Raw genomic sequence first — 13,599 nt, forward strand, 5'->3', positions numbered from 1 at the left:
AAAAAGCCAGGCCCTTGCGGGACTGGCTTGTTTCATTTTTTGGTGCCGGTGAAGAGAGTCGAACTCCCGACCTTCGCATTACGAATGCGCTGCTCTACCAACTGAGCTACACCGGCGAAAGACTGCGACTATAGCAGAATTTATCGGCCTTGTTCAAGATGGTATCGCGTCACGCGCTCCACCTCGTTCTTGGAGCCCAGCACCACCGAGACGCGCTCGTGCAGCTGGCTCGGCTTCAGGTCCAGGATGCGCTCGCGGGCGTTGGTGGCGGCGCCGCCGGCCTGCTCCACGAGGAAGGCCATCGGGTTGGCCTCGTACATCAGGCGCAGCTTGCCGGCCTTGTTCGGCTCGCGCTTGTCCCAGGGGTACATGAACACGCCGCCGCGGGTGAGGATGCGGTGCACGTCGGCCACCATGGAGGCGATCCAGCGCATGTTGAAGTTCTTGCCGCGCGGGCCTTCCACGCCGGCCAGGCATTCGTCGATGTAGCGCTTCACCGGGGCGTCCCAGTGGCGCATGTTCGACATGTTGATCGCGAACTCCTTGGTGTCCTCGGGGATCTTCACGTCCTCCTGCGTCAGCACGAAGCTGCCCTGCTCGCGGTCCAGCGTGAACATCGCCACGCCGTCGCCGACGGTCAGCACCAGCGTCGTCTGCGGGCCGTAGACGCAGTAGCCGGCCGCCGCTTGCGCGCTGCCGGGCTGCAGGAAGTCGTCCTCGCTGATGCCCTTGCTGCCCTCGGGCTTCTTGAGCACCGAGAAGATGGTCCCGATCGACACGTTGACGTCGATGTTGGACGAACCGTCCAGCGGGTCGAACATCAGGAGGTACTCGCCCTGCGGGAAGCGGTTGGGCACCAGGTAGATGCCCTCCATTTCCTCGGACGCCATGGCCGCCAGGTGGCCGCCCCACTCGTTGGCCTCGATCAGCACCTCGTTGGCGATGATGTCCAGCTTCTTCTGGACCTCGCCCTGCACGTTCTCGCTGCCGGCGGTGCCCAGCACGTCGCCCAGGGCGCCCTTGTTGACGCTGATGGCGATGCGCTTGCAGGCGCGGGCCACGACTTCGATCAGCAGGCGCAGCTCCTGCGGAATGTGGCCGTGCTGGCGCTGCTGCTCGATCAGGTACTGGGTGAGGCTGATGCGACGGGTCATGGGATTACCTTGGAGTTGCTGATGAGGTCGCGGCTCAGGCGGCGCTGCCGTCCGACGCCAGCGCGCGTTCCACGATCTCGCGCACGTCGTTGGACAGCTCGGGCTTGGCGGCCACGCGGGCGATGGCTTCGCGAGCGGCGCTGCGGTAGGGCTCGGCCAGTACCGTCCAGCGGTCCATGGCGCGGGCCACGCGGCCGGCCAGCTGCGGGTTGATGCCATCGAGCAGCAGCACCTGCTCGGCCCACAGCACGTAGCCGGCGGCATCGCTGCGGTGGAAGGCGGCGGGGTTGAACATGCACAGCGAGGCCAGCAGGCTGCGCGCGCGGTTCGGGTTCTTCAGCGTGAAGTCCGGATGCTGCAGCAGCTGCTTGACGCGGGCGAAGGTCTTGCCGCCGTCCTCGCTCGCGCGGGCCTGCAGGGCGAACCACTTGTCCACCACGAGGGCCTCGTGCTTGAACAGGGCATGGAAGCGCTGCAGCGCGGGCTCGGCCAGCTCGGCGTGGGCGTTCACCAGCGCGGCGAGGGCGCCGAGGCGCTCGGTCATGTTGGTGGCGTCCTTGAAGCGCTGGTAGGCGCGGCCCGGCCACACGGTGTCGCCCGTGCGCGTGGCGTGGAGCACCAGCATGGACAGGGCCAGGTTGGCCAGGGCGCGCTGGCCGGACTGCACCGGGCTCGGCTCGTAGCCGGCCTTGACCTGGTGGGCCTCGTAGGCCGCGGCCCAGTCGTCCGCCAGGGCGGCGGCGAGCTGCTGGTAGGCGGCCTCGACGGCGGCGTGGATCTCCTGCGGGTCGACCACGTCAAGCTGCTCGGCCACATAGCCTTCGCCCGGCAGCGTGAGGGCCAGCTCCTTGAAGGCGGCGTCCAGCTGCGGATCGCGCAGCACGGCGCGCATGGCCTCGAGGTAGTCGGTGTCCAGCACCAGGGCCTCGCCGGTGCGCACGGCCTGCAGGATGCGGTTCAGCGCCAGGCGCTGGCTGGCTTCCCAGCGGTTGAAGGCGTCGGCGTCGTGCTTCAGCAGGACCAGCAGCTCAGCGTCGCTCAGGCCGTCGTCCAGCACCACGGGCGCGGAGAAGCCACGCAGCAGCGAGGGCACGGGCTCGGTGGCCACGCCGGTAAACACGAAGGTCTGTTCGGCCTCGTCCAGCACCAGCACGCGCTCGGTGCCCACGGGGGCCGCCTCGCCCTGCAGCTGCAGGGGCAAGACCTGACCCTCGCGGCTCAGCAGGCCCATGGTCACGGGGATGACCTGCGGGAGCTTGCCGGGCTGGCCGGCCGTCGCCGGGTTGTGCTGCTTGAGCGTCAGCGTGAAGGTCTGGGCGGCGGCGTCGTAGCTGCCGCGGGCCTGCACGCGCGGCGTGCCGGACTGGGCGTACCAGCGCTTGAAGGCCTCGAGGCGGGTGGACAGCGCGGAGCCGGGGTTGGCGTCGGCGATGGCGGCGGCGAAGTCGTCGCAGGTCACGGCCTGGCCGTCATGGCGCTCGAAGTACAGCTTGATGCCGGCCTCGAAGCCCTTGCGGCCGACCAGCGTCTGGTACATGCGGACGACTTCCGAACCCTTCTCGTAGACGGTCGGGGTGTAGAAATTGTTGATCTCGACGTAGGAGTCCGGGCGCACCGGGTGGGCCATGGCGCCGGAGTCCTCGGGGAACTGCACGGCGCGCAGCTGGCGCACGTCCTGGATGCGGCAGACGGCACGGGCGCTCGGCGTGGCGGCCATGTCCATGCTGAATTCCTGGTCGCGGAACACGGTCAGGCCTTCCTTGAGCGACAGCTGGAACCAGTCGCGGCAGGTGACGCGATTGCCGGTCCAGTTGTGGAAGTACTCGTGGGCGACGATTGACTCGATGCGCGAGAAGTCGGCATCCGTGGCCGTGGCCGGCGAGGCCAGCAGGGCGCTGGTGTTGAAGATGTTCAGGCCCTTGTTCTCCATGGCGCCCATGTTGAAGTCGGACACGCCGACCACCATGAAGCGCTCCAGGTCCAGCGGCAGGCCGAAGCGGGCCTCGTCCCAGACGATGGAGGCGACGAGGCTGTTCATCGCGTGCTCGGTCTTCTCCAGGTCGCCACGACGGACATAGACCTGCAGCAGGTGGTCCTTGCCGGCGCGGGTGCGGATGCGCTGCTCGCGCGAGACCAGGTCCGCCGCCACGAGCGCGAACAGATAGCTCGGCTTGGGGAAGGGGTCGTGCCACTTGGCCAGATGGCGGCCGTTGTCCAGGTCGGCGGTCTCCAGCAGGTTGCCGTTGGAGAGCAGCACCGGGTACTTGGCCTTGTCGGCGCGCAGGGTGACCGTGTAGACGGCCATGACGTCGGGGCGGTCCAGGAAGTAGGTGATGCGGCGGAAGCCCTCGGCCTCGCACTGCGTGAAGAAGCCGCCACCCGAGGTGTACAGGCCCGACAGCGAGGTGTTCTTCTCGGGGGCGCAGGTGTTGCGGATCTCGAGGGAGAAGTCGGCGTCCGGGGCGCTCTCGATGATGAGCTCATGGCCTTCCTGGCGGAAGGACACGCTCTCGCCGTCGATCAGCACGCGCAGCAGGTTCAGTTCCTCGCCGTGCAGACGCAGCGGGCCGTGCGGCACGGCGGCGTTGCGCTCGACCTTCATCTTGCTGGTGACCAGCGTCTTGGCCGGATCCAGGTCGAAGGTCAGGTCGACGGTGCGGATCCAGTAGGCCGGAGCCACGTAGTCTTCGCGGCGGATCAGGGCGGCGGTGCCTTCACGCATCATGGCGGACTTCCTCGTTTTGTTTGTCGATGACCTCGGGCTCGTGGCCCCAGGCTGTTGTCATTCAGTCGGGCGAGACGCGCCTGTCGGCACGCCTCAGCCCGCATTCCCCAGCAAGTCCCGCTGATCCGGCTTTGCCGGGCAGCCGGGGCGCCCCCTGAGGGGCTTTGGTCGGACACGATCGCATCGCGATTGTGCCCAGCAAAGGGCTGGGCCTCTGGCCCAGCGCGGCCTGCAAGGCTGGCGAAGCCAGCGGGGGGGACCCTCTTCAGACGCCTTGCTTGAGCGAGGCCGTGATGAAGGCATCCAGGTCGCCGTCCAGCACCTTCTGGGTGTTGGAGACTTCCACGTTGGTGCGCAGGTCCTTGATGCGGCTCTGGTCCAGGACATAGGAGCGGATCTGGTGACCCCAGCCCACGTCCGTCTTGGTGTCCTCGAGCTTCTGCTGCTCGGCCATGCGCTTCTTCATCTCATGGTCATACAGGCGCGAACGCAGGCGGCGCCAGGCCACGTCACGGTTGCTGTGCTGCGAGCGGCCGTCCTGGCACTGCACCACGATGCCCGTGGGGATGTGGGTCAGGCGCACCGCCGAGTCGGTCTTGTTGATGTGCTGGCCGCCGGCGCCGGAGGCGCGGAAGGTGTCGGTGCGCACATCGGCCGGGTTGATGTCGATCTCGATCGAGTCATCGATTTCCGGATAGACGAACAGCGACGCGAACGAGGTGTGGCGGCCGCCCGAGGAGTCGAAGGGGCTCTTGCGCACCAGGCGGTGCACGCCGGTCTCGGTGCGCAGCAGGCCGAAGGCGTACTCGCCCTCCACCTTGATGGTCGCGCTCTTGAGGCCGGCCACATCGCCCGGCGTCTCGTCTTCCATCGTGGTCGTGAAGCCCTTGCGCTCGCAGTACTTGAGGTACTGGCGCAGCAGCATGCCGGCCCAGTCGCAGGCCTCGGTGCCGCCGGCACCGGCCTGGATGTCGATGAAGCAGTTGCTGGGGTCGGCCGGGTTGTTGAACATCCGGCGGAACTCGAGCTCCTCGACCTTCTCGGTCAGCTTGGCGGCGTCGGCTTCGATGGCCTCCAGGCCGGCGAAGTCCTGGTCGGCCTTGGACATCTCGTACAGCTCGGAGTTGTCGGAGAGATTGCTGGTCAGGTAGTTGATGGTCTCGACCACCTGCTCCAGCGAGCGCTTCTCCTTGCCCAGTTCCTGGGCGCGCTTGGGCTCGTTCCAGACGTTGGGGTTCTCCAGCGCCGCATTGACTTCATTCAACCGCAGGGATTTGCGGTCGTAGTCAAAGATACCCCCTTAGCGCGTCGGTACGCGCTGTCAGGTCGGCGAGGGTCGTGCCGATTTGGTTGATGCGTTCGATGTCCATGACGGATCCTGATGGTGCCGCCCGGGCGGGGCGCTGCGGCTCTGGCAGCGGCATGGCCGGGCAGGGTCTTTTGAGCAACCGCGCATTTTAAGCTGCGGACGGGCGATTGCAGGGCGGCTCGACGCAAGGAGGGGGTGCCCGGATGCCGGGCGAGCGCCGGCTGAGGCACACTGCGCACCGGACGCCCCCTCCCCATGGACCCCCTGCACCAGCCCCTGCCCCCCGCCCGCGAGCGCCTCCACCGGCGCTACTGGCGGGCCACGCGCCGCCTCACCCTGGCGTTGCTGGCGGGATGGACGCTGCTCAGCTTCGGCCTGACCTGGTTCGCTCGGGACCTCCGCTTCACCTTCTTCGGCTGGCCCTTCAGCTTCTGGGTGGCGTCCCAGGGGGCGCTGATCGGCTATTTGCTGATCGTCGCGCTCTATGCCTGGCTGATGGCGCGCCTGGACGACGACCACCGAGACGACGCCGGGGACTGAGCCCCGCCGGGCGCCCAGCCTTCGCGCAGGCGGTGGATCAGGGTTCCCACGGCTGTCAAGCCTGACACTTGGGCAGCTTGCCCACGCTGGCGATAGTGGATATGGGGCCCGCATGCCGGCTGCATCCGTGGTGGATGTGCGGCGCCCATTCCGGCGCCGCAATGGCCGGCTGTACTCCGTTGCGACGCTTCACCGCGGCCCTGCCGCATCTCCACCCAGAGAGACCGTCCATGAAGCGTAAGTTCACTTCCCGCGCAGTTCCCTCGACCCGCACGCCGCGCCTGATCGCGCTGCTGGCCCTGTCCCTTGGCGCCGTGGCGCCGGTCCTCGCCGCCGACGGCGCCGAGCTCGGCAGCGCCGACGCGCTGATCCGGAACCTCCGCCAGCAGCACCAGGGCCGCCAGGCGCTGAGCGTGCAGACCGCCGACGGCACCTCGCTGCCCGTGCTGGTGCGGGACTTCTTCGAGCAGGGCGGTCGGGTGTCCGTCTCGGGCCGCCACCGCGACAGCGAGGATTCGCTCTTCTTCCTCAAGGGCGACGGCAAGTCCCTGCGCGGCTTTCTCGTCCTGCATGGCCAGAAGAAGGCCTGGGAATACAGCACCGATGCGCGCGGCGTGGTCAGCGTCAAGCCCGTGCCGCTGAGCCGTGTCTACCCCGACCTGGACGAGGACTTCCAGCGCAGCAACCGCAGCACCGCCAGCCTGGCCCAGATCGCCGCGGCACACCCGGTCTACAGCCCGATGGCGCTGCGTCAGGCGCCCCACATCGGCGCCTACAACAACCAGGATGTCACCAAGCTCGAGAGCAAGCCCGGCAGTCCCTACGTCTTCTACCTGAACACCGCGGCGGTGATGAGCGGCAGCACCCCGCTCAACGGCGTGACCAAGGAGAACATGTACCGCGCCTGGCAGTCGGTGGCGGACCAGTACTCGATGCTGCAGCTCAACGTCACGACCAACAAGGCGGTCTATGACGCGGCCAAGGCGTCCAGCGTGCTGCGCACCGGCATCATCAACTTCGTCAACCAGGACGGCCGCAGCTTCGCGCCCGTCCACTCCTTCGGCACGACCTCGGCCGGGACGCTCTACCGCAACCCGGCCAGCGGCTTCGACTACGGCTACGGCATCGGCATGACCGGCGCGCACGAGGTCGGCCACCAGATGGGCATGCTGCATGACGGCGGCGGCACCGGGGGCGAGTACTACGAGGGCATCCCCGCCTATCAGTGGGGCCCCATCATGGGCAATTACTGGATGGGCGGTTCCTGGACCCACCAGCTCTTCACCTGGAGCAAGGGCGAGTACAGCACGGCCAGCAACCAGGAAGACGATCTCAGGATCATGACGGTCGATGAGGCCGTGCCCTACATGGCGGACGACAACCCCAGCGGCAAGCCCCTGGCCCTGCGCACGGGCGGCGAGATCAACCCGGCCGACAACTGGGGCCAGATCGAGCGCAACACCGACACCGACGTCTTCACCTTCAGCCTCGCCAGCGCCGGCACGCTGAACCTGCGGGTGGATCCCATCGAGTACCTGCGCATGCTGGACGTCGATGCCACCCTCACCACTGCCGCCGGCGTGCAGGTGGCGCGCAGCAACCTGGCCGTGAACCGCTCGGCGGAGTTCGTCAACCTGAACCTGGCGGCCGGCGACTACAAGCTCATCATCCAGGGCGGGGCCGAGGGCACGCCGCAGAACGGCTTCTCGAAGTACAGCTCCCTGGGCTACTACGCGATGAAGGGCACGCTGAGCGCCGGCGGCACGCCGTCGCCCATCCCGCTCACGAGCGGCGTGCCGCTGGGCAACCAGTCGGCGTCCACGGGCACGTGGACGTACTACACGATCCAGGTGCCGGCGGGCAGCACCAAGCTGGTCGTCAACCTGTCGGGCAGCAACGGGGACGCGGACCTCTTCGTCGGCGCCGGCCAGAAGCCCACGACCAGCAGCTACGCCTGCAAGTCCGATGGCTCCACGAGCACCGAGACCTGCACGGTCAATTCGCCCGTGGCGGGCACCTACTACGTGGCGGTGCAGGCCTATGCGACCTACAGCGGTCTCAGCGTCAAGGCCACCGCAAGTCCTTGACCCCCCCCTACCGGCTTCGCCGGCCCCCCCAGGGGGGCGCGCACGAGGGACCGGCGGAGCCGGATCCCCGTGCGCCGTGCGGGGCGGCTGGCTGGCGCAGCCGGAGGGGCATGCCGCGTTTGGCGCGACTGATTGGCGTGGCCGGTAGGGCGTGCGGCGCTTGGGCTGACTGCCTGGCGCGGCATCCGCGTTCAGGCGAGGAAGCCCTCCAGCACGGCGGCCAGCGCTTCCGGCGGGTCGTGGTGCAGCATGTGGGCGGCGTCGTCCAGGGGGACCGGCGGAGCCGGATCCCCGTGCGCCGTGCGGGGCGGCTGGCTGGCGCGGCTGTTGGTCGTGCGGCGCATGGGGCGGCTGCCTGGCGCGGCGTCCGCGCTCAGGCGAGGAAGCCCTCCAGCACGGCGGCCAGCGCTTCCGGCTGGTCGTGGTGCAGCATGTGGGCGGCGTCGTCCAGGCGGGCGCGCTGCAGCTGCGGCACGAGGGCGAGGCGGGCCTCGAAGTCCTCGCGCGGGTAGCGGTCGCCCCACCACTGGCTCAGTTGGGTCTGGGCGCCTTCCACCCACAGCGTGGGCGCCTGGATGGCCTGCCAGCAGGCGAGGGCCTCGGCCTTGCGGTACAGGACGGGATTGGTGCGCTTGTGGGCCGGGTCGCCGAGGATGTGGAAGGCGCCCTCACGCGGCTCCGACCAGTGCGGCGCCAGCCACGCGGCCTTGGCGGGCGCGAGGCGCGGGTTGGTCTTCATCAGCCGCTGGGCCACCGCCTCCAGGCTGTCGTAGGTCTTGAGCTGCTGCGGCTCCTTGAGCTCGTCCAGCCAGAGCCGCAGCCGCTTGGGCGCCTCCTCGCTGCGGGTCTCGGGCAGGCCGAAGCCCTCGAGGTTGACCAGACGGCGGATGCGCTCCGGCCGCACGCCGGCATAGCTCATCACCACATTGCCGCCCATGCTGTGGCCCAGCAGATCCACGGGGCGGCCGGGGCTGACGGCGTCCAGCAGGGCGTCGAGGTCGCCCAGGTAGTCGGGGAACCAGTAGGCATCGCTGGCTGTCCAGTCGCTGAGCCCGAAGCCCCGCCAGTCCATCGCCACCACATGCCGGTCCGACGGCAGGGCGTCGACCACGAACTGGAAGGACGCGCCGACGTCCATCCAGCCGTGCAGCATCACCAGCAGCGGGCGCTCGGGCGTCTCCAGCGAGGCATCGCCCCAGTGCAGCACATGGTGGTGCAGACCGCGCAGCAGCAGCATGTCGCTGCGAAAGGGGCGGCGTTCTTGGTAGGTGGCGGTGTTCATGGCGGCGACTCTAGCGCCACCCGGGCGAGGCTGCTGTCCGGGCCGGGACAAGCCCCGCGGGGCGGGCGGCTGCGTCCAGTGGAGCCGGGCTCAGCCAGAATGCCGCCATGGACTCACCGACTTTCCTCATCCGCCCCGCCGAGCCGCACGACCTCGCCGCCATCGTCGGCCTCATCCGCGAGCTGGCGGACTTCGAGCAGCTGACCCACCTGCTGCAGGTGGACGAACACCGGCTGCGGCCGCATCTGTTTGGCCCGCAGCCGAAAGCCGAAGCGATCGTCGCGGAGGCGGACGGCGGGCAGATCGTGGCCTTCGCGCTCTTCTTCCACAACTTCTCGACCTTCCTGGCTCAGCCGGGGCTCTATCTGGAAGACCTCTACGTGCAGCCCGCGTACCGCGGCACGGGGCTGGGACGACAGCTGCTGACGCATCTGGCGCGGCTGGCCGTGGCCCGCGGCTGCGGGCGCTTCGAGTGGAGCGTGCTGGATTGGAACCAGCGCGCCATCGGCTTCTACGAGGGCATGGGCGCCACGGTGATGCCGGACTGGCGCATCTGCCGCCTCAGCGGCGAGGCCCTGGCGGCGCTGGGCAAGGCCTGACCCCGGCGCGGGGACGAGGTCTCAGAGCCAGGCCTTCAGCCGCTCCGGCGGGCGTGCGATGAGCGCCTGCTCGCCGCGCACGACGATGGGGCGCTGCAGCAGCTGCGGGTGGTGCAGCAGGGCATCGAGCAGCTGGTCGTCGCCGAGCGAGGGGTCGGCCAGGCCCAGCTCGTCATAGACGGCCTCGCCGCTGCGCAGCAGCTCGCGCACGGGCAGGCCCAGCTGACGCACCAGCGCCTTCAGCGTGCCGAGATCCGGCGGGGTCTTGAGGTACTCGATGACCTCGGGCGCCTGGCCGGCCTCCTGCAGCAGTGCGAGGGCCTCGCGGGACTTGGAGCAGCGGGGGTTGTGGAAGATCTTCATGATCGCAGGGCAGGAGCAGAGGCTGCTGGTGCAAAAGAGGAAGTGTAGGCCGCCGGGCCTCGGGGAATCCATGAGCGCCGCGACGGAGCCGCTCGCTAGCATCCAACGCTCGATCGCTAGACGCAAGGAGGGCCCATGCCCCAGGTCCTGGACGCTGCCGCCGACCCTGGGCGGTCCCCGGAATTCGCGGGGGACGCCTGGGCGGCGCTGCATGCGGGCTTTCGCTGGCAGGTGCCGCCGGACTTCAGCCTGGCCGAGGCCTGCTGCGGCCGCTGGGCCCGGGAGACGCCCGATGCGCCGGCCGTGATCTTCGAGGGCGAGAGCGGCTGCAGCGCCACCTACACCTATGGCCAGCTGCAGCGCGCCGCGAACCGGCTCTCCAACGCGCTCGTGCGCCGCGGGGTCCAGCGCGGTGACCGCGTGGCGCTCGTGCTCCCGCAGCGCTTCGAGACGGCCGTCGCCCACATCGCGCTGCACCAGCTCGGAGCCGTGGCCGTACCGCTGTCCCTGCTCTTCGGCCCGGAGGCGCTGCAGTTCCGCCTGCAGGACAGCGGCGCCGTGCTGGCCATCGCTGACGGCACCGTGCTGCCGGCCCTGCGCGGCCTGCGAGAGAGCTGCCCGTCGCTGCGCGAGCTGCTGGTGGTGGGCGAGGGGGCCGCGTCGGCCGAGCCAGGTGCGGCGGCCGAATCGGCCTGGATGGGCGCGCTGCAGGCCGAGGACGCCCGCTTCACCGCCCTCGCCACGCATGCCGAGGCGGCGGCGGTCCTCATCTACACCAGCGGCACCACAGGCCCGCCCAAGGGCGCGCTGATCCCGCAGCGGGCGCTCATCGGCAACCTCAGCGGCTTCGTCGCCAGCCAGAACTGGTTCGGCTTCGATCCCTTCGATGCGGGCCGGCGCAGTGCGGCCGTGTTCTGGTCTCCCGCCGACTGGGCCTGGACCGGCGGCCTCATGGACGCGCTGCTGCCCACGCTCTACTTCGGCCGGCCCATCGTGGCCTCGCAGGGGCGCTTCTCCCCGCAGCGCGCCTTCGAGCTGATGCAGCGCCACGGCGTGACGCACACCTTCCTCTTCCCGACGGCACTCAAGGCCATGATGAAGGCCGTGCCCGAGCCGCGCCGGCACTACCGTCTGCAGCTGCAGGCCGTGATGAGCGCGGGCGAGGCCGTGGGCGATGCCGTCTTCCGCTGGTGCGAGCAGGCGCTGGGCGTCACCGTCAACGAGATGTTCGGGCAGACCGAGATCAACTACGTGGTGGGCAACTGCAGCCGCCTGTGGCCCGCGCGGCCGGGCAGCATGGGGCGCGCCTACCCGGGGCACCGCGTGGCGGTGATCGACGAGGCAGGCAAGACCTGTCCCCCGGGCGTGCCGGGCGATGTGGCGGTGCACCGGCGCGACGTGCGGGGCGACCCCGACCCGGTCTTCTTCCTGGGCTACTGGAAGCGCGACGACGCGACCGCGGCCAAGTTCACGGGCGACCCGGCCGACAGCTGGTGCCGCACGGGGGACACGGCGGTGATGGATGCGGACGGCTACCTCTGGTACCAGGGGCGCAGCGATGACGTCTTCAAGTCCGCCGGCTACCGCATCGGCCCGAGCGAGATCGAGAACTGCCTCGTCAAGCATCCCGCCGTCGCCAATGCCGCCGTGGTGCCCAAGCCCGACGCCGAGCGCGGCGCCCTGGTGAAGGCCTTTGTGGTGCTGGCGCCGGGGCATGCGGGCGATGCCGCGCTGATCGAGGCCTTGCAGTCGCTCGTGAAGGGGCAGCTCGCGCCCTACGAGTACCCCAAGGAGATCGAGTTCATCGAGGCTCTGCCCATGACCACCACGGGCAAGGTGCAGCGCGGGGTGCTGCGGCAGCTGGAGGCGCAGCGCGCCGGGCGCGCGGCCGGCTGAGGCTCAGCGGTCGCGCATCGACGCGTGCGCGCCCTTGCGCCCGCTCGGCTCGGGCGGGGGTGGTGCGGCCGGCGGCGGATTGCCCTTGGCGCACTTGCCGCTGGCCTCGGCCAGCAGGTAGAACGGGGCGCTCAGCAGGCCCATGCCGCCCCCGGCGTATTGGCCCTTGCCACAGTCGCCGTAGCCGGCCTGCTGGATCTTTCGACCGAGCTTCTCACTGGCGCTGACGCCGACCTCCTGCCCCTGCGCCTCCAGGTGCCGCTCGCCGCTCAGGGGATCGCGCGCCGACTGGCGCAGGGCGGCGCGGGTGGCGGCACTGTCGATCAGGCGATCGTGGGGCCCGGATGCGGCGGCCGTGGGCGGCAGCGCGAGGCTCGCCGGCACCTCCGCGGTGGTGGCCGGCGGCGGCGGGGCCTCGGTGGGCAGGGGCGTGGGGGCCGCGCGAGGCGGGGCGTCGGGCGCGGGCGGGCGGTCGCTGGCGCGGCGCTCGGTGACAGGCCGGGCCGGCAGGGGGGGCGTCACGGCCCGCACCCGGCGATCCGGCAGGAGCATCACCGTGACGCGCCGCGCCTCGGGGGCGGGCTCCGCCCGGCGTTTCGAGAGGCCCCATTGCAGGCCGGCCAGCAGAACGGCATGCAGCGAGATGACCAGCAGAGTCAGCGGCCACCGGCGGGGCGGGGCGGGGAGCGAAGCAGGTTCCATCGGCAGTCGCGGTCGGCACTCAGGCGGATTCGTCGGGGTCGATCGGCTCGGGGCCGGGCTCGTAGGCCAGCAGCTCGCCGGGCTGGCAGTCCAGCTCGCGGCAGATGCGGGCCAGGGTGTCGAAGCGCACGCCCTTGACCTTGCCGGACTTCAGCAGCGAGAGATTGGCCTCGGTGATGCCCACCCGCTCCGCCAGCTCCTTGGAGCGCATCTTGCGGCGGGCCAGCATGAGGTCCAGGGTGACGACGATGGGCATCAGATGAACTCCGCGTTCTCCTGCGCCACCCGCACGGACTCGCGCATGATGCGCGCCATGGCCACGAGCACGAGGCCCAGCATCAGCAGGGCGTAGTGGTCCGAGTTGATGGCCACCAGCAGCTGGCGCTGCCCCGGCGGGTTGTGCCAGCTCAGGGCCAGCACGGCCAGCGTGTGGCTCAGGGGGCGCGCCGCCGCCAGTGTCAGGAGACCCCAGCCCAGCCACTGCAGGTGGCGCACCGAGGCGAGGTCGAACACGCGTCCGGCCGCGTAGTGCCCGAACAGGCGCCACACATGCCACAGCAGCATCAGCCCGGCCACCAGCGGCAGGCTCAGCGAGACCCACAGCACGGCCAGCGTCAGCCCGTCGGGCGTGCGGTAGGGCAGCTCCGGCATCACCTCGTGCAGCACGTACTCGATCATCAGCCCCGGCGCCCAGGCCAGCTGGACGGCGTACTGCAGCAGCCCGCAGGCCCCGAGCAGGGCCAGGATCTGCACGGCACGGGCCAGGCCCTTCATGGAGAAGGGGCCGGCGGGCGGTGCGGAATGCGGGCTTGGAGAGGCAGCCATCGATCGATCCAGAGTCTGGAAATTATTGTATGACAGCAATTAATTGATGTGAAGATGAAACTCGTCAGGGGGGTGGGCGAGGCTGAGGCACACTTCCGGGCTTGCCTTGATCGCGAC

General features: G+C 69.8%; 13 protein-coding genes and 1 tRNA gene. 4 read left to right on the forward strand and 10 right to left on the reverse strand.

The window, feature by feature from the left end; all coding sequences use genetic code 11:
• Positions 1–40: 40 nt before the first annotated feature.
• From QRD43_RS14090 to prfB, 4 genes are all read right to left on the reverse strand, one after another.
• A tRNA-Thr gene (locus tag QRD43_RS14090) sits at positions 41–116 on the reverse strand.
• A gap of 24 nt (positions 117–140) precedes the next feature.
• Positions 141–1,154, reverse strand: coding sequence for a class 1 fructose-bisphosphatase (locus tag QRD43_RS14095; RefSeq protein ID WP_285983097.1), 1,014 nt, complete (start codon positions 1,152–1,154; stop codon positions 141–143).
• A 34-nt stretch (positions 1,155–1,188) separates the two neighbouring features.
• Positions 1,189–3,876 carry an aminopeptidase N gene (gene pepN / locus QRD43_RS14100; protein ID WP_285983200.1) on the reverse strand — a complete coding sequence of 896 codons (2,688 nt, stop codon included), beginning with the start codon at positions 3,874–3,876 and terminating at the stop codon, positions 1,189–1,191.
• 268 nt (positions 3,877–4,144) lie between these two features.
• A protein-coding gene (prfB, locus tag QRD43_RS14105) for a peptide chain release factor 2 (RefSeq protein ID WP_285983098.1) occupies positions 4,145–5,249 on the reverse strand; the annotation gives its coding sequence in 2 pieces (ribosomal slippage) (positions 4,145–5,167 and positions 5,169–5,249; 1,104 coding nt in all).
• Positions 5,250–5,443: 194 nt separating this feature from the next.
• On the opposite strand from prfB, the gene QRD43_RS14110 reads away from it, so the two are divergent.
• Positions 5,444–5,728, forward strand: coding sequence for a DUF4212 domain-containing protein (locus QRD43_RS14110; RefSeq protein WP_285983099.1), 285 nt, complete (start codon positions 5,444–5,446; stop codon positions 5,726–5,728).
• Positions 5,729–5,958: 230 nt separating this feature from the next.
• Positions 5,959–7,815: a pre-peptidase C-terminal domain-containing protein gene (locus QRD43_RS14115; RefSeq protein ID WP_285983100.1), complete on the forward strand. Its 1,857-nt coding sequence runs from the start codon at positions 5,959–5,961 to the stop codon at positions 7,813–7,815.
• A gap of 191 nt (positions 7,816–8,006) precedes the next feature.
• Here the strand turns inward: QRD43_RS14115 and QRD43_RS14120 are convergent, their stop codons facing one another.
• Together QRD43_RS14120 and QRD43_RS14125 are read right to left on the reverse strand one after the other, a co-directional pair.
• Entirely contained in the window at positions 8,007–8,159 is a 153-nt protein-coding gene (locus tag QRD43_RS14120) for a hypothetical protein (RefSeq protein ID WP_285983101.1), read from the reverse strand.
• Positions 8,160–8,188: 29 nt separating this feature from the next.
• Entirely contained in the window at positions 8,189–9,097 is a 909-nt protein-coding gene (locus QRD43_RS14125) for an alpha/beta fold hydrolase (protein ID WP_285983102.1), read from the reverse strand.
• A 107-nt stretch (positions 9,098–9,204) separates the two neighbouring features.
• Here QRD43_RS14125 and QRD43_RS14130 point away from each other — a divergent pair, with 107 nt between their 5' ends.
• Entirely contained in the window at positions 9,205–9,696 is a 492-nt protein-coding gene (locus QRD43_RS14130; protein WP_285983103.1) for a GNAT family N-acetyltransferase, read from the forward strand.
• A 21-nt stretch (positions 9,697–9,717) separates the two neighbouring features.
• On the opposite strand, the gene arsC is transcribed toward QRD43_RS14130, so the two are convergent.
• Complete coding sequence (gene arsC / locus QRD43_RS14135) at positions 9,718–10,062, reverse strand: arsenate reductase (glutaredoxin) (RefSeq protein WP_285983201.1); 345 nt, start codon at positions 10,060–10,062, stop codon at positions 9,718–9,720.
• 132 nt (positions 10,063–10,194) lie between these two features.
• Between arsC and QRD43_RS14140 the strand changes: the two genes are divergently transcribed.
• A complete protein-coding gene (locus tag QRD43_RS14140; protein WP_285983104.1) occupies positions 10,195–11,955 on the forward strand; it encodes an acetate--CoA ligase in 1,761 nt (586 codons plus the stop codon).
• Positions 11,956–11,958: 3 nt separating this feature from the next.
• Here the strand turns inward: QRD43_RS14140 and QRD43_RS14145 are convergent, their stop codons facing one another.
• From QRD43_RS14145 to QRD43_RS14155, 3 genes are read right to left on the reverse strand one after another with little or no spacing between them, the layout of a single operon-like run.
• The gene (locus QRD43_RS14145; RefSeq protein ID WP_285983105.1) at positions 11,959–12,657 is read right to left on the reverse strand and encodes a hypothetical protein; all 699 of its coding nucleotides are present in this window, start codon (positions 12,655–12,657) and stop codon (positions 11,959–11,961) included.
• A 19-nt stretch (positions 12,658–12,676) separates the two neighbouring features.
• Positions 12,677–12,913 (reverse strand): helix-turn-helix domain-containing protein, encoded by a 237-nt coding sequence (locus QRD43_RS14150; RefSeq protein ID WP_285983106.1) that lies wholly within the window; start codon positions 12,911–12,913, stop codon positions 12,677–12,679.
• A complete protein-coding gene (locus tag QRD43_RS14155) occupies positions 12,913–13,482 on the reverse strand; it encodes a DUF2975 domain-containing protein (RefSeq protein ID WP_285983107.1) in 570 nt (189 codons plus the stop codon). The genes QRD43_RS14150 and QRD43_RS14155 overlap by 1 nt, the downstream gene beginning before the upstream one ends.
• Between the last annotated feature and the right edge of the window lie 117 nt (positions 13,483–13,599).

Origin of the sequence: Roseateles subflavus (assembly GCF_030285365.1) — a bacterium.
Taxonomy (GTDB): domain Bacteria; phylum Pseudomonadota; class Gammaproteobacteria; order Burkholderiales; family Burkholderiaceae_C; genus Roseateles_B; species Roseateles_B subflavus.

Coding starts and splice junctions, on each gene's coding strand:
- QRD43_RS14140 (WP_285983104.1), top strand. CDS start 10,195: ATGCCCCAGGTCCTGGACGCTGCCGCCGACCCTGGGCGGTCCCCGGAA.
- QRD43_RS14155 (WP_285983107.1), bottom strand. CDS start 13,482: ATGGCTGCCTCTCCAAGCCCGCATTCCGCACCGCCCGCCGGCCCCTTC.
- QRD43_RS14125 (WP_285983102.1), bottom strand. CDS start 9,097: ATGAACACCGCCACCTACCAAGAACGCCGCCCCTTTCGCAGCGACATG.
- QRD43_RS14095 (WP_285983097.1), bottom strand. CDS start 1,154: ATGACCCGTCGCATCAGCCTCACCCAGTACCTGATCGAGCAGCAGCGC.
- pepN (WP_285983200.1), bottom strand. CDS start 3,876: ATGCGTGAAGGCACCGCCGCCCTGATCCGCCGCGAAGACTACGTGGCT.
- QRD43_RS14115 (WP_285983100.1), top strand. CDS start 5,959: ATGAAGCGTAAGTTCACTTCCCGCGCAGTTCCCTCGACCCGCACGCCG.
- QRD43_RS14130 (WP_285983103.1), top strand. CDS start 9,205: ATGGACTCACCGACTTTCCTCATCCGCCCCGCCGAGCCGCACGACCTC.
- QRD43_RS14110 (WP_285983099.1), top strand. CDS start 5,444: ATGGACCCCCTGCACCAGCCCCTGCCCCCCGCCCGCGAGCGCCTCCAC.
- QRD43_RS14120 (WP_285983101.1), bottom strand. CDS start 8,159: ATGCGCCGCACGACCAACAGCCGCGCCAGCCAGCCGCCCCGCACGGCG.
- QRD43_RS14150 (WP_285983106.1), bottom strand. CDS start 12,913: ATGCCCATCGTCGTCACCCTGGACCTCATGCTGGCCCGCCGCAAGATG.
- QRD43_RS14145 (WP_285983105.1), bottom strand. CDS start 12,657: ATGGAACCTGCTTCGCTCCCCGCCCCGCCCCGCCGGTGGCCGCTGACT.